The sequence below is a fragment of the Streptomyces sp. NPDC096132 genome, from assembly GCF_044763345.1.
Taxonomy (GTDB): Bacteria; Actinomycetota; Actinomycetes; order Streptomycetales; family Streptomycetaceae; genus Streptomyces.
The window spans coordinates 150,259-170,404 of sequence record NZ_JBIWGA010000022.1; the positions used below are offsets into that span (position 1 = coordinate 150,259).

21 protein-coding genes and 1 pseudogene are annotated in these 20,146 nt (G+C 69.4%); 11 read left to right on the forward strand and 11 right to left on the reverse strand.

Features of this window, described 5'->3' with window-relative positions; genetic code table 11:
- Positions 1-149: 149 nt before the first annotated feature.
- The 5 genes and pseudogenes from ACIRF9_RS38915 to ACIRF9_RS38935 all read right to left on the reverse strand — a co-directional run bounded on the left by ACIRF9_RS38915 (position 150) and on the right by ACIRF9_RS38935 (position 3,643).
- Positions 150-581, reverse strand: a complete 432-nt coding sequence (locus ACIRF9_RS38915) for a tetratricopeptide repeat protein (RefSeq protein WP_403832391.1) — start codon at positions 579-581, stop codon at positions 150-152.
- A gap of 46 nt (positions 582-627) precedes the next feature.
- Positions 628-1,313: pseudogene (locus tag ACIRF9_RS38920) on the reverse strand (FMN reductase).
- Positions 1,314-1,347: 34 nt separating this feature from the next.
- Positions 1,348-2,454 carry an LLM class flavin-dependent oxidoreductase gene (locus ACIRF9_RS38925; RefSeq protein WP_403832393.1) on the reverse strand — a complete coding sequence of 369 codons (1,107 nt, stop codon included), beginning with the start codon at positions 2,452-2,454 and terminating at the stop codon, positions 1,348-1,350.
- A gap of 74 nt (positions 2,455-2,528) precedes the next feature.
- Positions 2,529-2,999 (reverse strand): MarR family winged helix-turn-helix transcriptional regulator, encoded by a 471-nt coding sequence (locus tag ACIRF9_RS38930; protein WP_403832394.1) that lies wholly within the window; start codon positions 2,997-2,999, stop codon positions 2,529-2,531.
- Positions 3,000-3,175: 176 nt separating this feature from the next.
- A complete protein-coding gene (locus ACIRF9_RS38935; RefSeq protein WP_403832395.1) occupies positions 3,176-3,643 on the reverse strand; it encodes a MarR family winged helix-turn-helix transcriptional regulator in 468 nt (155 codons plus the stop codon).
- Between the two features lie 267 nt (positions 3,644-3,910).
- Between ACIRF9_RS38935 and ACIRF9_RS38940 the strand changes: the two genes are divergently transcribed.
- From ACIRF9_RS38940 to ACIRF9_RS38955, 4 genes are all read left to right on the forward strand, one after another.
- On the forward strand, positions 3,911-4,291 hold the full coding sequence (locus ACIRF9_RS38940; RefSeq protein WP_403832397.1) for a DoxX family protein: 381 nt from the start codon (positions 3,911-3,913) through the stop codon (positions 4,289-4,291).
- 27 nt (positions 4,292-4,318) lie between these two features.
- On the forward strand, positions 4,319-5,290 hold the full coding sequence (locus ACIRF9_RS38945) for a pirin family protein (protein WP_403832398.1): 972 nt from the start codon (positions 4,319-4,321) through the stop codon (positions 5,288-5,290).
- Between the two features lie 46 nt (positions 5,291-5,336).
- Positions 5,337-5,909: an NADPH-dependent FMN reductase gene (locus ACIRF9_RS38950; protein WP_403832400.1), complete on the forward strand. Its 573-nt coding sequence runs from the start codon at positions 5,337-5,339 to the stop codon at positions 5,907-5,909.
- A 123-nt stretch (positions 5,910-6,032) separates the two neighbouring features.
- A complete protein-coding gene (locus ACIRF9_RS38955; RefSeq protein WP_403832403.1) occupies positions 6,033-7,355 on the forward strand; it encodes a cytochrome P450 in 1,323 nt (440 codons plus the stop codon).
- A gap of 84 nt (positions 7,356-7,439) precedes the next feature.
- On the opposite strand, the gene ACIRF9_RS38960 is transcribed toward ACIRF9_RS38955, so the two are convergent.
- The gene (locus tag ACIRF9_RS38960; protein ID WP_403832405.1) at positions 7,440-8,105 is read right to left on the reverse strand and encodes a hydrolase; all 666 of its coding nucleotides are present in this window, start codon (positions 8,103-8,105) and stop codon (positions 7,440-7,442) included.
- Positions 8,106-8,385: 280 nt separating this feature from the next.
- On the opposite strand from ACIRF9_RS38960, the gene ACIRF9_RS38965 reads away from it, so the two are divergent.
- From ACIRF9_RS38965 to ACIRF9_RS38975, 3 genes are all read left to right on the forward strand, one after another.
- Positions 8,386-8,922 (forward strand): isochorismatase family protein, encoded by a 537-nt coding sequence (locus tag ACIRF9_RS38965; protein ID WP_403832407.1) that lies wholly within the window; start codon positions 8,386-8,388, stop codon positions 8,920-8,922.
- Positions 8,923-9,257: 335 nt separating this feature from the next.
- Complete coding sequence (locus tag ACIRF9_RS38970) at positions 9,258-10,130, forward strand: HAD family hydrolase (protein ID WP_403832410.1); 873 nt, start codon at positions 9,258-9,260, stop codon at positions 10,128-10,130.
- 78 nt (positions 10,131-10,208) lie between these two features.
- Positions 10,209-11,123, forward strand: coding sequence for an NADP-dependent oxidoreductase (locus ACIRF9_RS38975; protein ID WP_403832413.1), 915 nt, complete (start codon positions 10,209-10,211; stop codon positions 11,121-11,123).
- Positions 11,124-11,201: 78 nt separating this feature from the next.
- Here ACIRF9_RS38975 and ACIRF9_RS38980 read toward each other — a convergent pair whose 3' ends face one another.
- The 3 genes from ACIRF9_RS38980 to ACIRF9_RS38990 form a co-directional block, all read right to left on the reverse strand.
- Positions 11,202-11,540, reverse strand: a complete 339-nt coding sequence (locus ACIRF9_RS38980) for a GNAT family N-acetyltransferase (protein WP_403832415.1) — start codon at positions 11,538-11,540, stop codon at positions 11,202-11,204.
- Positions 11,541-11,562: 22 nt separating this feature from the next.
- Positions 11,563-12,552 carry a pirin family protein gene (locus tag ACIRF9_RS38985; RefSeq protein ID WP_403832418.1) on the reverse strand — a complete coding sequence of 330 codons (990 nt, stop codon included), beginning with the start codon at positions 12,550-12,552 and terminating at the stop codon, positions 11,563-11,565.
- Positions 12,553-12,645: 93 nt separating this feature from the next.
- A complete protein-coding gene (locus tag ACIRF9_RS38990) occupies positions 12,646-13,119 on the reverse strand; it encodes a MarR family winged helix-turn-helix transcriptional regulator (protein WP_403832420.1) in 474 nt (157 codons plus the stop codon).
- 106 nt (positions 13,120-13,225) lie between these two features.
- Between ACIRF9_RS38990 and ACIRF9_RS38995 the strand changes: the two genes are divergently transcribed.
- The 3 genes from ACIRF9_RS38995 to ACIRF9_RS39005 are packed head-to-tail and all read left to right on the forward strand — an operon-like array spanning position 13,226 to position 16,023.
- Complete coding sequence (locus tag ACIRF9_RS38995; protein WP_403832423.1) at positions 13,226-14,275, forward strand: LLM class flavin-dependent oxidoreductase; 1,050 nt, start codon at positions 13,226-13,228, stop codon at positions 14,273-14,275.
- On the forward strand, positions 14,268-15,299 hold the full coding sequence (locus ACIRF9_RS39000) for an LLM class flavin-dependent oxidoreductase (RefSeq protein ID WP_403832425.1): 1,032 nt from the start codon (positions 14,268-14,270) through the stop codon (positions 15,297-15,299). The genes ACIRF9_RS38995 and ACIRF9_RS39000 overlap by 8 nt, the downstream gene beginning before the upstream one ends.
- A 22-nt stretch (positions 15,300-15,321) precedes the next feature.
- A complete protein-coding gene (locus ACIRF9_RS39005) occupies positions 15,322-16,023 on the forward strand; it encodes an NADPH-dependent F420 reductase (protein ID WP_403832428.1) in 702 nt (233 codons plus the stop codon).
- Between the two features lie 72 nt (positions 16,024-16,095).
- Here the strand turns inward: ACIRF9_RS39005 and ACIRF9_RS39010 are convergent, their stop codons facing one another.
- On the reverse strand, positions 16,096-17,835 hold the full coding sequence (locus ACIRF9_RS39010; protein ID WP_403832430.1) for a pyruvate dehydrogenase: 1,740 nt from the start codon (positions 17,833-17,835) through the stop codon (positions 16,096-16,098).
- A 94-nt stretch (positions 17,836-17,929) separates the two neighbouring features.
- On the opposite strand from ACIRF9_RS39010, the gene ACIRF9_RS39015 reads away from it, so the two are divergent.
- A complete protein-coding gene (locus ACIRF9_RS39015; RefSeq protein WP_403832433.1) occupies positions 17,930-18,883 on the forward strand; it encodes a D-2-hydroxyacid dehydrogenase family protein in 954 nt (317 codons plus the stop codon).
- A 40-nt stretch (positions 18,884-18,923) separates the two neighbouring features.
- Here the strand turns inward: ACIRF9_RS39015 and ACIRF9_RS39020 are convergent, their stop codons facing one another.
- On the reverse strand, positions 18,924-19,871 hold the full coding sequence (locus ACIRF9_RS39020) for a VOC family protein (RefSeq protein WP_403832436.1): 948 nt from the start codon (positions 19,869-19,871) through the stop codon (positions 18,924-18,926).
- Between the last annotated feature and the right edge of the window lie 275 nt (positions 19,872-20,146).

The window sequence follows — 20,146 nt, forward strand, 5'->3', positions numbered from 1 at the left end:
ACTGTTGATGTGTCAACTTGAAATAGGCGTGCCTCAGTGTGTCGGCCGTCACCCCCACCCCACCCCGCGTTCCGGGATCACGACGGACACGAGAGAGGCGGGCACCGGTTGGAACCCGCGCCCGCCTCTCTCTGCTCGCCCCCGCCCGCTCAGCCTTCGTCCGGGAACTCACCCGCGAACGCCGCGGCCAGGCGGAGCCAGGGGCCCGCCTCGTCCCGCCGCCCCTGGCGCTCCAGGGTGCGCCCCAGCATCAGGTGGGCGTAGTGCTCCACCGGGTCACGCTCGATGATCTCGCGCAACTGCTGCTCCGCACGGCCCAGTTGGGCGGAGTGGTAGTAGGCGCGCGCCAGCAGCAGCCGGGGGCCGTTCTGTTCCGGCGCCTCCTCCACGACGACGGCCAGCAGCTTGGCGGCGCCGATGTAGTCCGTGGCGCCGAAGAGCAGCTGAGCCCGCTCCCAGCGCTCGACGGTGCTCTCCTCGCGCGGCCCTCCGGCGCCGTTGTCGAACAGGTGCAGCGCACTGGCCCACCGGTCGGGCGCCACCCCGTCGTACGACGGGTAGGTGTTGAAGTTGTCAGTCATGGGTCCTCCGCCCTCCTTCGGGCTCTCGCGTGGGTGACACGTGTCTTCACGCCGACCGGAGTGCGGCCAGCTGCTGTTCGAACGGCACGACGGTCTCGGTGGGCTCGGCCACGGCGGGTCGGCCACCCATGAGTCCGGCCGGCTCATCAGCGGCCCGGCGGACCCTATGGGCGAGAGCGTCGGTACGGCCGTCACCGCCCGCGCCCCAGTCCTCGGACGCTCCGTACACGCCGGTGGGTACGACGACCGCGCGGAGGTACGCGAACAGCGGACGGTGGGGGTGCCCCCGCGCGAGCGAATTCGAGCGTGGGGGAGCGTACTCCAGGACGAGCGAGTGCCGGGAACTGCCACCGGTGGCGCCGATCAGCACGGGCTTGCCGACGAGCGCGGTGTTGTCGAGCAGGTCGAAAAACGACTTGAACAACCCGCTGTACGACGCCGAGCTGAATCCATTGGCGCGCCTCCGGCACGACCCAGGCGTGACGGCGATGACGCCGTCCGCCTTCTCGACGGCCTCCAGCGCACCGCGCAGAGCGGACCCGGGAAGCCGTTGACCAAGTGATGGGCGATGTCCGTGGCCAGGTCGCGCAGCTCCAGCACCTGGACGTCCACCTCGCGACCCGCGTCCGCCAGGCTCTCGCGGGTGGCGTCCGCGAGACGGTCGGCGAGCAACCGGGTGGAGGAGGGCAGGCTCAGGCCCGCCGAGACGAACACCAGCTTCAGGGGGTTCATGGTCAGGTCCCTTCCTGCCCTTCGTCGTTCGGTCTCAGGCCACCGGGTCGGCGGTCTGGGCGCGGCCGGAGTCGCGGGCCGCGAGCAGCGAGGCGTGGGTGGGTGCGTCGGGCACACCGGCCGACCGGTTCTTCGCGAACTCCTCGCGCAGGACCGGAACGACCTCCTCGCCCAGCATGTCCAGCTGCTCCAGCGCGGTCTTCAGCGACAGGCCGCCGCCGTCCACGATGAACAGCTGGCGCTGGTAGTCGCCGGCGTACTCGCGGAAGGTGAGCGTCTTCTCGATGACCTGCTCGGGGGTGCCGACGGTCAGCGGGGTCTGCCGCATGTACTCCTCCAGGGAGACGCCGCCGCCCATCACGGGCGACCGGTCGAATACCGGGCGGAACTCACGGACGGCGTCCTGCGAGTTGTGCCGCATGTAGACGTGCCCGCCGAGCCCGACGATGGCCTGCTCGGCCGTGCCGTGCCCGTAGTGGGCGTACCGCTCGCGGTACAGCTCGATCATCCGCTGGGTGTGCTCCTTGGGCCAGAAGATGTTGTTGTGGAAGAAACCGTCGCCGTAGTACGCCGCCTGTTCGGCGATCTCCGGGGACCGGATGGAGCCGTGCCAGACGAACGGCGGTACGTCGTCCAGAGGCCGCGGCGTGGAGGTGAAGCCCTGCAGCGGCGTGCGGTAGCGGCCCTCCCAGTCGACGACATCCTCGCGCCACAGTCGGCGCAGCAGGGCGTAGTTCTCGATGGCGAGGTTGATGCCGTCGCGGATGTCCTTGCCGAACCAGGGGTAGACGGGCCCGGTGTTGCCGCGGCCCATCATCAGGTCCACCCGGCCGTCGGCCAGGTGCTGCAGCATCGCGTAGTCCTCGGCGATCTTCACCGGGTCGTTGGTGGTGATCAGGGTGGTCGCCGTGGACAGCATGATCCGCTCGGTGCGCGCGGCGACGTAGCCGAGCATCGTGGTCGGCGACGACGGCACGAACGGCCGGTTGTGGTGCTCGCCGGTCGCGAAGACGTCGAGACCGACCTCCTCGGCCTTCTGCGCGAGGGCGACCATGGCCTTGATGCGCTCATGCTCGCTCGGGGCGCGCCCCGTCGTGGGATCGGAGGCCAGATCGCCGATGGTGAAGATGCCGAACTGCATCGCCTTCACCCCTCCTCTGAGGTTGATACATCAACTAATACGTCACAACGAAGCACTACCGGTCGCTATTCCGGTTACGGAGAGGGGGCGCCCTCGACCTGCTCGATGACCCGGTTGGCCACCAGGGCGAACTGACGGAGCTCCTCCGGCGTCAGGAGGTCGACGAACAGCTCACGGACGACCTCCACATGACGTGGCGCAGCCGCCTTGATCGTCTCCATTCCCTGAGGGGTGATGACCACGAAGGCACCGCGTCCGTCCTCCGGACACTCCTGCCGAGTTACCAGTCCCCGCTTCGCCATACGGGTGATCTGATGGGACATCCTGCTCTTTTCCCATTCCAGGCACTTCGACAGATCCACGTGACGCATGCGGCCACCCGGAGCCTCGCTGAGGTCGACGAGCACGGCGAAGTCGGCCGGGGACAGATTGGCGTCCTGCTGCAGATGGCGGGAGAGTCGACCGGCCAGCTTCTCGTACATACGGACCACACCGCGCCAGGCGCCCTGCTCCTCCGGGGTGAGCCATTTCGGTTGTTGAGTCATACAACGAGAATACCCGCTTGTTGACTCATCACCTACCACCAGGGATGTGAGCCGCCCGACCTGACGGTCGACACCCCGAGCGGCCGTCCCGGGCGTTGACGCGTCAACCGTGCACTCCTAGAGTTCGGGGTGCAGCCCGGAAAAAGGTCGGCCGCTCGCGCGGTCAGGTCGTCAGATCAGGACGCGTCCTCGTCCAGTTTCTTGACCACCCGCTCGGAGATCTGGCCCAGCGTGCGCAGCTCCGAAGGAGTGACATGGTCGAGGAACAACGCCCGCACGGCCTCCACATGGAGCGGAGCCGCCGCCTCGATCGCCGCGCGCCCTTGCTCCGTGACCACCACGAAGGCACCCCGCGCGTCCTCGAGGCACTCCTCCCGGACGACCAGACCCCGTCCGGCCATCCGCGCGATGTGATGGGACATCCGACTCTTCTCCCACTCCAGGGCACGAGCCAGATCCTGATAACGCTGCCGCCCCTCCGGCACGTCCGTCAGATTGACGAGCACCGCGAAGTCGGCGGCCGACAGACTCGACTCCGTCTGGAGCAAGCGCGACAGGCGACCTCCGAGCTTCTCGTGCAGCCGGACGAAGCTCCGCCAAGCATGCTGCTCCTCCGCCGTCAACCAACGCACGTTTTCCTCCATGCGGAAAGTGTAGACGTGGTTGACAGTTCACCAAGCACACCCCTCCGGACTGCCCTCTTTTGATGGGAGCCCGCCATTGCTCCGGGGGCGCGGCACGTCCTGTCCTGCCCTGACTGTCCGCGCCGCGCCTCCGGGCCCGCCGGCACCACCCTCGACCCGTCGGTTGCCACGTCATCTAGTCTCACGCTAATTTGGATGACACATCAAGTAACCCTGTGAGGCCTGCCCCCGACGGGTCCGTACACCCAGCTCTCGAAGAGGTATCCCATGAACGTCGCCCTGTGGGTCGTCGCGGCCCTGCTCTCCCTCGTCTTCCTCGGCGCCGGCGCCATGAAGCTCACCCAGTCGAAGGAGAAGATCCTCGCCTCGGGACCGAACATGGCCTGGGCCGAGGACTTCTCGCCCGGGATGATCAGGTTCATCGGTACCGCGGAGGTCCTGGGCGCCATCGGCCTGCTGCTGCCGCCCGCGGTGGACGTCGCCACATTCTTCGTCCCCCTGGCCGCCACCGGCCTGGCGCTGGTCATGATCGGCGCCGCGATCGAGCACGGCCGGCGCAAGGAGTACCAGAGCATCGCCGTCCCCGTGGTTCTGCTCGCCCTGGCCGTGTTCGAGGCCTGGGGCCGCTTCGGTCCGCACTCCTTCTGACGGCAACCGCGAGAAACGGAGAGACCCATGCCCGCGATCACCGTGGACGACGTACTCGTCCTGCCGCGACTGCCGGAGCCGGATCCGACCGCGACCCGCTACCGGCCCGTCCGCCGCCTGGCGAAGGCCGAGCGGGGCTTCGAGGGCGAGGGTTTCCCCGTGCGCCGAGCCTTCGCCGGTGTGACGTTGCCGGAACTCGACCCGTTCGTGCACATGGACCATCTCGGCGAGGTCGAGATGGCGCCGGGCGAACCCATGGGCACGCCCTGGCATCCGCACCGCGGCTTCGAGACCGTCACCTACCTCATCGACGGCGCCGTGGAGCACCAGGACTCCAACGGCGGCGGCGGAAGGCTCAGCGACGGCGACACCCAGTGGATGACCGCGGGAGCCGGCATCCTGCACATCGAGCAGCCGCCGGAGCAGCTGGTCAGGAACGGCGGGGTCCTGCACGGCGTGCAGCTGTGGGTCAACCTGCCCCGGGCGAAGAAGATGAGCCCGCCGCGCTACCAGGACATCCGCGGCAAGCACACCGGACTGCTCACCACCCCCGACGGCGGCGCGCTGATCCGGGTGATCGCCGGGGACATCGCGGGGCACACCGGCCCCGGCGTGACCCACACCCCGATCACCGTCGCCCACCTCACCCTCGAGCCCGGCGCCCAGGTCGACCTGCCGTGGAACCCCGACTACAACGCGCTGGTCTACGCCCTCGCGGGCCACGGCACGATCGGCGCCGAGGCCCGTCCGTTCCAGGAGGGCCGGCTCGCCGTGTTCGGCGAAGGTGACGCACTGCGGCTGACGGCCGACCGCGTCCAGGAGTCCCGCGCACCCAAGCTGGAGCTGTTCGTGCTGGGCGGTCTGCCCCTCCGCGAACCGGTCGTCCAGTACGGCCCGTTCGTGATGAACACCGCCAAAGAGGTGCAGCAGGCCTTCGAGGACTACCAGGCGGGCCGCCTCGGCGTCATCCCGGCCCAGCACCTTCCCCACACTTCCTGAACATCCGTTCAGGACAGCACAACCATCCACCCGACTAAGGAAATCGATGACCAGGATCGGCATCATCCTCGGCAGCACCCGCCCCAACCGCAACGGCGAGCAGGTCGCCAAGTGGGTCTACGACATTGCCGCTCGGCGCGGTGACGCCGAGTTCGAGCTCGTCGACCTCCGGGACTACCCGCTGCCGCACCTGGACGAGCCGCTTCCCCCGTCGATGGGCCAGTACCAGGGCGAGCACACCAAGAAGTGGGCGGAGAAGATCGCCTCCTTCGACGGCTTCGTCTTCGTCACCCCGGAGTACAACCACAGCACCTCCGGCGTGCTGAAGAACGCCATCGACTACCTCTACAACGAGTGGAACAACAAGGCGGCCGGCTTCGTGTCCTACGGCGGCGTCGGCGGCGCCCGGGCCGTGGAGCACCTGCGCCTGGTCGCCGGCGAGCTCCAGATGGCCGACGTGCGCCAGCAGGTGGCGCTGTCGCTGATGACGGAGTTCGAGAACTTCAGCGTCTTCAAGCCCGGCGACTACAACGTGGGCGCCCTGGGCACCCTGCTCGACCAGGTCGTGGCCTGGAGTGGGGCCCTGGCCCCGCTGCGTGCGGCGACCGTCACCGTCTGACGCGGTCTGTCCTGATGCCGGGTCCGGTACCACCGGGCCCGGCATCCCGTTTTCGCCCTGATGGCCTGGTGATGCCGCACACATAGGTCCTGAGCTGCGCCGACCCCGTGTTAGCGTCCGGCCGTGATCTTCCCGGTTCTGGATGTACCCGCACTCCGCGGCGGAGCGGCGGGGGCCGCCGCGGCGGCCGGCCCCGGATCTGCCGACCCCCGTGATCCTCTCGGTCTGCTCGACCTGTTCGGCGCCCCGTTCGTCCAGGACCCGTACCCCTGGCTGGACCTGCTGCGGTCCGAGTCGCCGGTGCACCACGACCCCGGCACGGGGCTGTGGCTGGTCAGCCGGCACCAGGACGTGCGGCAGGTGCTCCTGGAGCCGGGTGTCTTCCTCCCCGACAACGCCCAGAACGCCGTCACCCCGCTGCCCGTCCCCGTGCTGCGGGTCCTCGTCCGGGGCGGCTTCACGCTGCCTCCCGCGCTCGCCAACAACGGCACCCCGAGCCATCCCGGCCTGCGCCGACTGGTCACCCGGTTCTTCAACGCGGAGCGCGTCGCGGCCGCCGTACCGGTGATCGAGCGGATCGCCGACGAGTTGCTCCAGCCGGTGCGGTCCCAGCTCGACTCGTCCGGCCGCGGCGACCTGTTCGCCTCGTTCGCCCAGGTGCTCCCCTGCAGAGTGCTGATGGAGCTGCTCGACATACAGGGCGTCGACCCGGCCACGCTCATCCGCTGGAGCGACGCCTCGCTGGAGCTGTTCTGGGGCAGGCCCGCACCGGAACGGCAACGAGAGCTCGCGGAGCTCGTCGTGGCCTTCCATCAGTGGCTCACCGAGACCGTGCGCGACGGTTCGGCCCCCGCCGACTCGTTCATCGGGGCGCTGGCCCGCCATCGCCTGCCCGACGGCAGCCCGCTGGACGTCGAGACCGCGGTCGGCATGTGCTTCTTCGTCTTCATCGCCGGTCAGTCCACCACCGGGCAGCTCATCGCCACCGTGCTGCGCCGGGCGCTGACCGAGCCCGGCATGTGGGCGCGCGTGGCGGGAGAGGCGGGTCCGGCCGAGGCCTGGGTGGAAGAGGTCCTCAGGCGCGAGCCGCCGGTGACCACCTGGCGCAGGGTCGCCGCGCGGGCCACGGAACTGGCCGGGGTGCGCCTGCCGGCGGGCGCACAGCTGCTGCTCATGCTCATGGGCACCGGTTCCGACCCGGAGGTCTTCCCGGAGCCGGAACGGATGTGCCCGCACCGCGAGAACATCCGCCACCACCTGGCCTTCGGCGTCGGCCGCCATCGCTGCCCGGGCGCGTCCCTGGCCCGTACGGAGGCGGCGGTGGCCCTCCGGGCGGCGGCCCGCCGCCTGCCGCGGATACGGCAGGCGGCGGGCGCGGCGGACTCGCCCGTGCTGGGCCTGCTGTCGTTCCGCGCTCCCCTGCGAGTGCCTGTGGAGCGGAGGTAGCGACACACGACGTGAAAGGCCGAGGGTCGGCACACCCGAAACCCGTTGGCGCCGCGCTTGCCGACCCTCACCGTCGGTGCGCTCTCACGCCCCGGTCGTGTCGGGCACCGGGGTGTTGAGGAGCTGGAACTCCCACGTGGTCACGATGCCGGTGGCTCCGGCATGCCCCAGTGACGCCAGCTGATCCTCGATCTTGATGATGTCCGTCCGGGCCCAGTCACGCTGCCACTCGCCCGTGACGGCCAGCCAGGTGATCGGGACGACCCCGGCCTGGGCCATGCGCTGTACGGCCATGTCGTGGGCCTCGGTCGACACGCCGCCGGAGGCGTCGGTGACGGCGTAGACCTGGAATCCCTCCGCGGCCGAGTGGAGGGCGGGCATGGCCACGCAGATCTCCGTCCACAGGCCGGCGATGATCAGCTTCTTGCGTCCGGTGGCCTTCACGGCGTCCACGACACGCTGGTCCTCCCAGGTGTTGATGAACGTCCTGTTGATCGGCTTCTGGTCAGGAAAGACGTCCTGGAGCGGCTGTATCAGATTGCCGCCGCGCTCCTCCATGACCGTGGTCAGGATTGTCGGGACGCCGTAGCCCTTGGCGGCCTTGGCCAGGCCGACGACGTTGTTGGCGATGAGGGCCGGCTCGTGGCTATGCAGGTTGGCGAACTGGTACGGCTGGTGGTCGATCAGCAGCAGAACGCTCTCCTCGGGCGTCAGCAGGGCTTCAAGACCGATCTTCGGCGACGTACTCATGGGTCTCCTCACAGATGCGAAGCATGCGGTCGGGTCGGCCGTGTGGGGCACTCCGGACCGTGACCGGTGTCGGACGGTGCCTGGTCGTCGGGTTCGGCCGGTGCCGTCTGCCCAAACATCCGGCAAGGTTTTCGATACGTCAAGACGTTTTCGAAATTATGCAAGAGTTCCGGCATCACCTCACCCCCGGTCGGCCAGGATCCATAGTTGACATATCAATAGATGTTGATGTGTCATCTTCATGGGCGCGAAAACCCCCCTGCCCGCCCGAGGAGATGCCATGAGCACGTCGCCGACGAGCGCTCTCGCCAGCCTGCCGACGCCCGACGAGCGCGTCCCGCCGCTGATCGACCACCAGCCCCTCCCATACCTGCACAGCCACGACGCGACCACGGTGTCCGACAACGCCCTGGGGCTGGCCGGAGCGGCCGGGGAACACCACGTCCCGACAGTCCTCACCACCGTCGTGGAGGAGCACAAGGGCGCCCTCCTGCAACCCCTCCCGGACGCCGTCGTCCACCAGCGGCCGATACAGAGGCACCCCATCAGCCCCTGGGACGACCGCCGCGTGGTGGACGCCGTCGCGGCAACCGGGCGCACGAAGCCGGTCGTCGCCGGACTGCACACAGAGGCCGCCGTGACCATGTCCGCGCTGCGGGCGAGCGCCGGGGGACTCGACGTGATCGTCTCGCGTCCGGTCAGGGCCACAGGATGGGGCGCTGCGGGCACGTCCACCGCGGGATGGGACGACGAGGCCGCCCTGACGGCCTTCGCCTGGGCACAGCGGCTCCTCGCCGCCCCCGCCGCCCGTACATGACGGCGCACCCGCACCCGATCAGGAACCTGCCGTGACCACGAAGGGCGCGCGGAACAACGCAGTACCCCCCGACCGGCCCGACCCGCCCTCCGGGCGACCGCGACGAAAGGCCGCAGGACTGCACCCCGCGCGACGCTGGGCCGTGGGAGTGGCCGTGACCGTTCTCGTGTACATCGCGCTTCTGACGCTGACCGCGGGTGCCAGGTCCCACCCGTGCTGCCACTGAGCGGCACCTGCGCGACCGCCGCGGAAAGCGCCGGTGGGCGCCTACTCGAATCCTCTGCCGAAGCGGACGACGGGCCCTCGCCGAGCCCGACCCAGGAGGTACCGACTCCATGACCACTCCGAAGCTGGTCGCGACCGATCTGGACGGCACGCTCCTGCGCAGTGACGGCACGCTGTCGCAGCGCACACGAGCCGCGTTGTCGGCGGCCGAGAGAGCCGGAATACCCGTCGTACTCGTCACGGGCCGCCCGCCACGCAGCGTGCCGGCACTGCTGGAACGTATCGGTCCCCATGCCGTCATCGCCGCGAACGGTGCCACGGTCCACTCCCCCGACGGGAGCATCGTCCGCGCCTCCCCCATCCGGCTTCACACCGCCCTGCGACTGGCGCAGCGGATGCGCGCGGCCATCCCCGGCGTGTCCTTCGCCCTCGAGTTCGACGGAGCCTTCGGTCACGAACCGGCCTATCCGGACTGGTCGTTCGACGACGAGGCGGTCGAACTGGTCGGCTCCGTCGAGAAGATCCTGGCCCACGCCGCCCCGGGCGGCCCCTTGCTGAAGACGCTGGCCCACCACCCGGCGCTTCCGCTCGACGCCTTCTACGAGCAGGCGCGACGCATCGCGGGACGGGACGCCGAGACCACCCACTCCACCGGCCTGTCCCTGGTCGAGTTCAGCGCACCCGGCGTCACCAAGGCCAGCACCCTCCTCGCCTGGAGCGATCGGCTCGGCGTCGCCGGCCACCAGATCGCCGCCTTCGGCGACATGCCCAACGACCTGCCCATGCTCGGCGCGGTGGGCCACTCCTACGCCATGTCCAACGCCCATCCGGACGTGCTGGCCGCCGCGGGCCGGCGCGCTCCTTCCAACGACGAGGACGGGGTGGCACAGGTGCTGGAGGGGTTCGTCGACACCCTCGCCGGGCGCCCTGGCGAGGGCCTCGGTGTTTGTGGAATCCCTGCGACCGGTCCAGGATCGAATTAAAGGTGATGTATCAACTTACTGTCTGACCTCACGGCTCACGATTCACATCTCACGACTCACGGATGGAGCCCACCCGCCATGTCTCTCGCAGCGCAGTTCTCCTCGTACGGCACCACCGACGGCCTGCGTGCCGTCCAGGTGCAACCCCCGACGCCCGGCCCCGGCCAGGTACGGCTGGCCGTCCGCGCGGCCGGGGTGAACCCGTTCGACTGGAAGGTTCTCCTGGGCTGGATGCGCGACCAGGTCCCGCTCGACCTGCCCGCCGGACTCGGTTCCGACGTGGCCGGTGTCGTGGACGCGGTCGGTGAAGGAGTGAGCGAGCTCGGCGTCGGTGACGAGGTGCTCGGATCCTCGATCACCCCCTCCTACGCCCAGTTCGCCTTGGCCGAGCCCGCCAAGCTGACACTCAAGCCCGCGGATGTGCCCTGGCCGGTGGCGGGCAGCCTTTCCGGCGCGGGCGGCACCGCCCTGAACGTCGTCGACCGGCTCAAGGTCTCCGAAGGCGAGACGCTGCTGATCCATGCCGCCGCCGGTGGCGTGGGCACTTTCGCGGCCCAGATCGCCGCGGCCCGTGGCGTACGGGTCATCGGTACCGCCGGCGAGCGCAACCACGGTCGGCTGCGCGGGTTCGGAGCCGTACCGGTCACCTACGGCGAGGGGCTGGTCGACCGGGTGCGCGCGGTCGCCCCCGACGGTGTGGACGCGGTGCTCGATGCCTCCGGCCGGGGTGAGATCCCGGACTCGATCGAACTCGCGGGCGGCCCCGAGCGGATCCTGACCATCGCGGCGTTCGACGCCGCCGACAAGGGGGTCCAGATCTATCAGGGACGCGCGGCGGAGACCCGGGAGCTTCGCACCCTCCTGGGCCTCATCGAGGAGGGCCGTCTTCGCGTGCCGATCTCCCGCACCTATGGCCTCACGGAGGCCGGTGCGGCGCTGGACGCGAGCCATGCGGGCCACGTCAGCGGCAAGATCGTCATCGTGCCGGAGTAGGACGCGCATTCCCATCGCGTGAATCCCCACAGCGTGAGAGGCTGGCACCGGTCCACCGGTGCCCGCCTCTCACGGGTTTCAGCCGAGCTGCGACTCCAGCCACCGCAACACATCGGGCGTGACCTGGTCGGTGATGTCGGCGAACTCGTCATGGCGCTTGAGGAACTTCGCCACGTAGGGGCAGACCGGCACGATCCGCTTTCCGGACGCACGCACATCGTCGAGCGCGTGCTGGACCAGCTGTGCGCCGAGCCCCTGGCCCGCGTACGCCGTGTCGACCTCCGTGTGGAAGAAGACGCGCTGCTCCCCGTGGTCGCGGTAGGCGGTCACACCGGCACGCCGGCCGTCGACCAGGATCTCGTAGAGGTTTTCGGCGTCCACTCGCTCGACGACCGGCGTGGCAGAGGACTGGCTCATGGGATGCCCTTCTGGGGAGAGGTCAGTGGCGCGGCTTGTTGCCGCGCGGCGTGATGACGGCGTTCGGGAGAGGCGGAGCGGGGATGCGGCCCCCGGGGAAGTCCTCGATGACGCCGAAGCGGTCGGAGGAGGCTTCCCACTCCTCTCTCGCCTTGACGATCTCGTCGTGACTGCGCACGACGAAGTTCCACCACATGACGATCTCCTCCTCGAACGGTGGCCCGCCGAGCAGGATCGTCCGCGCCGCGGTGTCCGACTCGTTCACCAGTGTCAGAGTGTCTTCGCCGCAGGGGACGTAGCCGAGTTCGGCCGGCTTCAGCACGGTGTCGATCAGGCGGACGTCCCCGCTGTCCACCAGCAGGCCGTGCTCGAAGGCCGGGTCCACGTCGAACATCACCGACGCACCCGGCGCGAGGAGGATCTCGGCGCCGAGGAGAGGTGTGAAGGTCCGTACCGGGGAGACGGCTCCGGCGAGGGTGCCCAGGAAGACCCTGATCTCGGCCCCGTCGAGGCGTGTCAGCTCGGGGACGTAGTGCTCGAAGGCCCGCCCGGCGTCGCGATGCTCGTCCGGCAGCGCCACCCACAGCTGCACGCCGTGGATGATCGTGGTGTTCGGGGTGGAGACCTCCGAGTGGGCGATGCCGTACCCGCCGGTCATCAGGTTCATCTCACCGGGCCGGATCAGGGTCCGGCTCCCCAGGGTGTCACGGTGCTCGATCTCCCCGCTGAACAGCCAGCTCACCGTCTGCAGCCCGGTGTGCGGGTGGGGACCGAGGTCCATGTTCCCGGACGTGGTGATGTCGTTGGGGCCGTAGTGGTCGGCGAAGCACCACGCGCCGATCAGGGTCCGGTCCCGCTGCGGCAGCGTCCGCCGCACATGCATCGCGCGCGGACCGCCCAGGGGGACGTCCCGGGCCGGCAGCACGTCGACCCGGGGCGCCCCGGCCGGCCGCTCGCCGTCGACCGTCGCACCACAGCGCAGCGCCACGGGGTCGGTTTCCACATTGCTCACCGATCGCACCTCCCACATGCTCTAGTTGTCACATCAACTACTATGCCACGAAGGGCCAGTCGATCACCACAACCGCCGCCCGACACGCGGCACTCAGACATCAGACCCTGCGGTCAAGCCCTTCCGCAGCGCGGCCGTGATCCGTTCGGCCGCGGCGAGCTCGTCCGGACCGAGAGGACGGACGAACAGCTCACGGACGTCGCGCAGATGCGGCAGGGAGGCGCGACGAAAGGCTTCCACCCCTTCGTCCGTGAGCACCACTTCGGCACCTCGGCTGTCGGCGGCGAAGCCTTCGCGCCGCAGCAGTCCACGCCGCTCCATGCGCCCGAGCTGATGGGAGAGACGGCTGCGCTGCCAGCCGATGCGGTCCGCCAGCACGGAGGGGCGCAGCCGGCGCCCCTCCGTTTCACTCAGGGCGAGGAGCACCGCATAGTCCCCGGGCGAGAGCGCCGACTCGCTCTGCAGGCGTGCGGCGAGTTCGGAGCGCAGCACTTCCGTCGTCTCGATGAAGTCCCGCCAGATCCGCAGTTCCTCGGCGGTCGGGAGTGCCCTACACCGCTCTGTCATGGCACCCACCCCTTCCTTGGTTGACACGTCAATTATGTTGCGTAATGATTGACACGTCAACAAGCCGGATGCCGGGCGCGTCCGGGGAGTGCAGCAGGAGGAGTCCATGACCGCCACGGAGTTCGAGCTCGGGCTCGACTCGTTCGGAGAGGTCGCGACCGACGACGGCCGCACACTGAGCGACGCCGAGACGGTTCGCCTTCTCATCGAGGAGGCGAAGCTGGCCGAAGAGGTGGGGATCGACGTGTTCAGCGTCGGCGAGCACTACCGCGCCGGCCACACCGACAGCGCCACCCCCGTCCTGCTCGCGGCGATCGCCACCGCGACGGAGCGCATCCGGCTCGGCACCTCGGTGACCGTGCTCAGCACCAACGACCCGGTGCGCCTCTACCACGAGTTCTCCACCCTGGACGCCGTCTCGAACGGCCGCGCCCAGCTCGTCCTGGGACGGGCCTCCGCCACCGAGTCGTTCCCGCTGTTCGGCTACGACCTCGCGGAGTACGAGGAGCTGTTCGAGGAGAAGCTCGACCTGTTCATGCGGCTGCAGCGCGAGGAGAAGGTGAGCTGGTCGGGCAAGTTCCGCTCACCGCTCGTCGAGCAGCGGCTGCATCCCAGGATGCCGCCCGGCGGCATCCCCACCTGGATCGGCATCGGCGGTAGCCCCAACTCCGTGCTCCGCGCGGCCCGCTACAACCTGCCGCTCATGATGGCCATCATCGGCGGACGCCCCCAGCGCTTCGCCCGCCATGTCGAGCTCTACCACCGGGCGCTGGAACAGCACGGGCACGCCCCGCAGCCGGTCGCCCAGCACTCACTGGGGCTGATCGCCGACACCGACGAGGAGGCGATCGAGACCTGGTGGCCGCACTGGCAGCCGGTCGTCGCCACGCTCGCGGCGGAACGCGGCTTCTACCCGCCCACCCGCGAGCGCTACCTGGAGGAGATCGACACCGGCGCACTCTTCGTCGGCTCGCCCGAGACCGTCGCCCGGAAGATCGCCACCATGGCCCGCGACCTGCGGCTCAGCCGCTTCGACCTCAAGTACGACCTGATGAACCTCCCCCGCGAGGCCCGCGCCCGCTCGATCGAGCTGCTGGGCCGCGAAGTCGCACCGCGGGTGCGCCAACTGCTCACGAAGGAGCCCACCCATGTCTGATCTCGTCTTCGGTCTGGACACGTTCGGCGACGTTCCGCAGGACGCCTCCGGCAAGCGCGTCTCCGACGCCCAGGCCATCCGGCAGGTCGTCGACGAGGCCGTCCTCGCCGAGCAGGTCGGCGTCGACGTCATCGCCCTCGGCGAGCACCACCGCCCCGAGTTCGCGATCTCCTCCCCCGAGACCGTGCTCGCGGGCATCGCCACCCGCACCGAGCGCATCCGCCTGTCGTCCGGCGTGACCGTGCTGAGCTCGGACGACCCGGTACGCGTCTTCCAGCGGTTTTCGACCGTGGACGCGCTCTCGAACGGCCGGGCCGAGATCATCCTCGGGCGCGGCTCCTTCACCGAGTCCTTCCCCCTGTTCGGCTACGACCTCGCCGACTACGACGTCCTGTTCGAGGAGAAGATCGAGCTCTTCGCCGAGCTGCTCAAGGAGAAGCCGGTCACCTGGAGCGGCACCAAGCGGGCCGCCCTCAAGGACGCCGACGTCTTCCCCAAGACCGAGTCCGGGCACCTGAGCACGTGGGTCGGCGTCGGCGGCTCGCCGCAGTCGGTCATCCGCACCGCGCACTACGGCTTCCCGCTGATGATCGCCATCATCGGCGGCAGCCCGGAGCGCTTCGCGCCGTACATCGACCTCTACCAGCGGGCCACCGACAAGTTCGGCACCACCGCCCACCCGGTCGGCATGCACTCCCCCGGCTTCATCGCCGACACGGACGAGGAGGCCCGCGAACTGCACTGGCCGCACTACAAGGTCATCCGGGACCGCATCGGAGCGCTGCGCGGCTGGCCGCCGGTCCGCAAGGAGGAGTACGACGCCGAGATCGCCCACGGCTCCCTCTACGTCGGCTCGCCCGAGACGGTCGCCCGCAAGATGGCCGCCGCCATCAAGGCGCTCGGAGTCGGCCGCTTCGACCTCATCTACACCACCGGATCCCAGCCGGCCGACGCGCGCCTGCGCTCGGTGGAGCTGTACGGCACGAAGGTCATCCCGATGGTCCGCGACCTGCTCGCCGACTGACACCGCGAACGGAGAAGACGACATGGACACCACCGCCGTATCCACGATCGGCATCCTGGGCGCGGGCAAGGTCGGCACCGTACTGGCGCGCCTTGCCCTGGCCTCCGGCTACCGCGTCCTCATCGCCGGATCGGGCGACCCGGAGAAGATCGCCCTCACCATCGAGGTCCTCACCCCCGGCGCGGTCCCGGTCACCGCAGAGGAGGCCGCGGCCAAGGCGGACATCGTCATCCTGGCCCTCCCGCTCGGCAAGCACCGCAACGTGCCCGCCGAGGCCCTGGAGGGCAAGCTCGTCATCGATGCCATGAACTACTGGTGGGAGGTCGACGGCATCCGCGAGGACCTCACCGACCCGCGCACCTCCTCCAGCGAGACCGTGCAGGCATTCCTGCCAAGCGCGCGCGTGGTGAAGGCCTTCAACCACATGGGCTATCACGACCTCGAGGACGGGGCCCGGCCCGCGGGCGTCCGCGGCCGCAAGGCGATCGCCATCGCCGGTGACGAACCGGACGACCTGCTCACCGTCTCCCAGCTCGTCGACGACCTCGGCTTCGACCCCGTCGTCGCGGGCCCCCTGGTCGCCGGGGTACGGCTCGAACCGGGCACCGAACCCTTCGGGGCCAACGTCGAGGCCGAGGAGCTGCGCGCGATGCTCCACCGTTTCCCGGAATCGGAGCGCGGGCGGGTCGTCGCCGCGGCCCGGTCGGCCGAACCCCTCGCGTAGACGCGGGTGGCGTCCACTCCGGAGGCCTTGGAGCCCTTGGGCCTTGGAGGACGCCGCCGTCACGGACGGGTGTCAGGGGCGCGGGATGTTGCGGAGGTTGGCGCGGGCCAGGTCGAGCATCCTGCCGACGCCTCCGTCGAGCACGGTCCGGCCCGCCGCGAACGCGAACCCCTTCACCTGGGCGGCCGTGATGTGCGGCGGGATCGACAACGCGTTGGGGTCGGTCACCACATCCACCAGGACCGGACCGTCGTACGCGAGCGCCTGCTTCAGACCCGCGACGACGTCCTCGGGCCGTTCGATGCGGATCGCCTCGATGCCCGCACCCCGCGCGATCGCGGCGTAGTCCACCGGTCCGTGATCGGTCTCGTACTCCGGCAGCCCCTCGACCAGCATCTCCAGCTTCACCATGCCGAGGGAGGAGTTGTTGAACACGATCGTCTTCACCGGCAGATCATGCAGCTTCACGGTGAGCAGCTCACCCATCAGCATGCCCAGTCCCCCGTCCCCGGACATCGAGATCACCTGACGGCCGGGGTAGGCGAACTGAGCGCCGATGGCGTGCGGCAACGCGTTCGCCATCGTGCCGTGCAGGAACGAACCGATCACCCGCCGCCGCCCGTTGGGGGTCACATAGCGCGCCGCCCAGACGTTGGACATGCCGGTGTCGACGGTGAACACGGCGTCGTCGGCGGCCAGTTCGTCCAGCACCGAGGCCACGTACTCGGGATGGATCGGCACATGCCGCTCCACGTTGCGGGTGTAGGCCTCGACCACCGTCTCCAGGGACTTGGCGTGCTTGCGCAGCAGCCGGTCCAGGTAGGCGCGGTCCCCCTTCACCTCCACCAGCGGCAGCACCGCCCGCAGCGTCTCCCGCACATCACCGTGCACACCGAGTTCCAGCACGGTGCGCCGGCCCAGGTGCCCCACCTCGTGGTCGATCTGGACGGTCCGGGCCTGCGGCAGGAAATCGTTGTACGGGAAGTCGGTGCCCAGCAGCACGACCAGGTCCGCGTCGTGCATCGCTTCGTAGCAGGCGCCGTAGCCGAGCAGTCCGCTCATGCCGACGTCGTAGGGGTTGTCGAACTGGATCCACTCCTTGCCTCGCAGCGAGTGCCCGACCGGAGCCGCGGTCTTCTCGGCGAGCGCCATGACCTCGGCGTGCGCGTCGCGCACCCCGGCACCGGCGAACAGCATCACCTTGCGGGCCGCGTTCAGCTTCTCGGCCAGCGCCACCACCTGCGCCTGCGGCGGGACCACCCGGCCACGCTCGGTGACCAGGTCACTGGTGCCGGTCGGACGGGTCGCCTCGGCATGCGCCACATCCCCGGGTATGACCAGCACCGACACCGCGCTGTTGCCCAGCGCGCGCTGCACCGCGATCCGCGCCACCCGCGGCATCTGCTCCGGCGTGCCGATCATCTCGCAGTAGTCGCTGCACTCGGTGAACAACCGCTCCGGATGCGTCTCCTGGAAGAAGCCGGTACCGATCTGCCGGGAGGGGATGTGCGAGGCGAGGGCCAGCACCGGGGCCCCGGAACGCTGCGCGTCGTACAGCCCCTGGATCAGGTGGGTGTTACCGGGACCGCAACTGCCCGCACACACCGCCAGCCGGCCGGTCAGCTGCGCCTCCGCCGCCGCGGCCAAAGCAGCAGCCTCCTCATTGCGCACATGCACCCACTCGATACCGTCGGTGCGGCGCACCGCGTCCACCACCGAGTTCAGGCTGTCACCCACCACCCCGTAAATCCGCTCGACGCCCGCCTGACGCAGGATGTCCACCAACTGCTGAGCCACGGTCACACTTCGCATCGCCGGATATCTCCCCTTCGGGCCGCGGGCCCGGGTCGGTGTCGCTTGCCCCTCCGAATATAGTTGATACATCTACCATGAACGGAAAGTGGAAATGAACGATTTGCGTATCGCGGTCCTCGACGACTACCAGCACGTGGCGCGGAAGTACGCCGACTGGGGCTCCCTCAAGGCCCGGGTGGAGGTCTTCCACGGCGCCTTTCCCAACCCGGACAAGGTCGTCTCCCAGCTGGCGGACTTCGACGTGGTCGTGGCGATGCGGGAGCGCACCCCTTTCCCCGCCGAGGTACTGCGTCGGCTCACGCGCCTCAAACTGCTCGTCACCACCGGCCCGGTCAACGCCGCCATCGACATCCCGGCCGCCACCGCCCAGGGCGTCGTGGTCTGCCGCACCGGCTACCCCGACGCGGCCGCCACGGCGGAGCTGACCTGGGCACTGATCCTCGCTGCGGTCAGGAACCTGCCGGCCGAGACACGGCACGTCCACGAGGGCGGCTGGCAGATGGGAGTGGGCACCATGCTGGCGGGCAAGACGCTCGGTTTGCTGGGCTGCGGTCGGCTCGGCTCCCGGGTGGCCAAGGTGGGTCGGGCGTTCGGCATGGAGACCATCGCCTGGAGCCAGAACCTCACCGCCGAGAAGGCGGCCGAGCACGGAGTGACCGCGGTGACCAAGGAGGAGCTGTTCACCCGGTCCGACGTGCTGTCGATCCACATGGTGCTCAGCGAACGCAGCCGGGGCCTCGTAGGGGCGGCCGAACTCGGCTCCATGAAGCCGACGGCCCTGCTGGTCAACACCTCTCGGGGGCCCCTCGTCGACGAGGACGCCCTGGTGCGCGCCCTGCGGCAGCGGAGGATCGGCGGGGCGGCCCTCGACGTCTTCGCCACCGAACCGCTCCCGAAGGACCACGTCCTGCGGAGCCTGGACAACGCCCTGGTCACCCCGCACATCGGCTATGTGACCGAGGGCAACTACCAGGTCTTCTACCAGCACGCCGTCGAGAACATCGCCGCATTCATCGCCGGCGAACCGATCCGCGTCCTCAAATGACCGCGACGCGCTCGCCGCTCGGGTCCACGTCGTGCGGCTGTCAGCCGGCCACGGTCTCGGAGATGCTGTAGACGCGGCCGTCGGGAGCGCGGAAGAAGCGGAAGCGGTTGTCGTACTGAAGGACCGGGGTGACCCATTCGGCACCGTTCCGCTCCAGGTTGGCCATCGCCTTGTCGAGGTCGAAGGACTTGAAGCCCCGGACGCTGGAGGTGGGGTCGGTCCACCAGGGGAGCTTGGGGGCCTCAGGGCCGTAGAGCTCGAAGCGACTCCTGCCGTTCTCGGCGAGGTAGATCGTGAACTGAGGCATACCGGCAAGCTCGGCGAGCTCCAGCTTGGTGAACCCCAGAGCACGCTCGGCGAACTCGTTCATCGCGGGGAACTGCTCGTCGGTCAGTGCGATGCCGGTGAAGTCGAGCTTCATGATCTCCGCAGGGCCCGTGGCGCTCTCGGCCACGGGGCGGTCCGGGTCGGCATTGGTCTGCGCAAGGCGGTAGACGCGGCCGTCGGGGGCTCTGAAGTAGCGGAGACGCAGGGGGGTCCCGCCTGCTCCCGCGCCTTGAGTCACCTCCACCGGAGAAACCCACCGCGCACCGTTTCTCTCCAGCACCCTCCCGGCCGCCTCAAGGTCCATGGCCTCGAATCCGACCGCCACGGAGGTCGCACCGGTACGCCAGAGGGATCGCGGAGCCTTGGGTCCGAAGAGTTCGAACCGGGTGCCGTCGGGCGCACCAAAGGCGGCGAAGTCCTTCGCACTGGAAACCAGCTCCAACCCCAGGGCCTTCTCGGTGAAGCCTTTCATCTCCGGGTACTGCTCGGCGGTCAGCGCGACTCCGGACCACTGCAGCCTGGTGATGCCGGCCGAGTCCGCGGCGCCGGCGGAAGACTGTTCCGTTGCCGCCTGCGTCAACGCGGGTGCGGCAGCCACGAGAGTCGCCCCCAGGGCGGCGCCCGCGGCTAGGGCGGTGCGGCGAGAGAGATGCGTGGACATGATCAACGTACGCGCTTTCTGGGGTGAGTAGGGAGGCGAAACGACCAATAGTTGTTACGTCATCTATTTTGCCGGAGGTGGGCATCGCCTTCCGGCAGGTCGGCGGTCTCAGCCTTTGAAGAGGGCGCCGGCGCCGGGGACGGGGGTGTGGGCGTCGAGGGAGTGGAGCAGCTGCCAGGAGGTGGCGGTGGCGGCGGTGATGAGGGGGAGGCCGCCGACGGCCTTCTCGGCGGCGGGGATGGCCTGGAGGGAGGGCATCTGGACGCAGGCGCTGA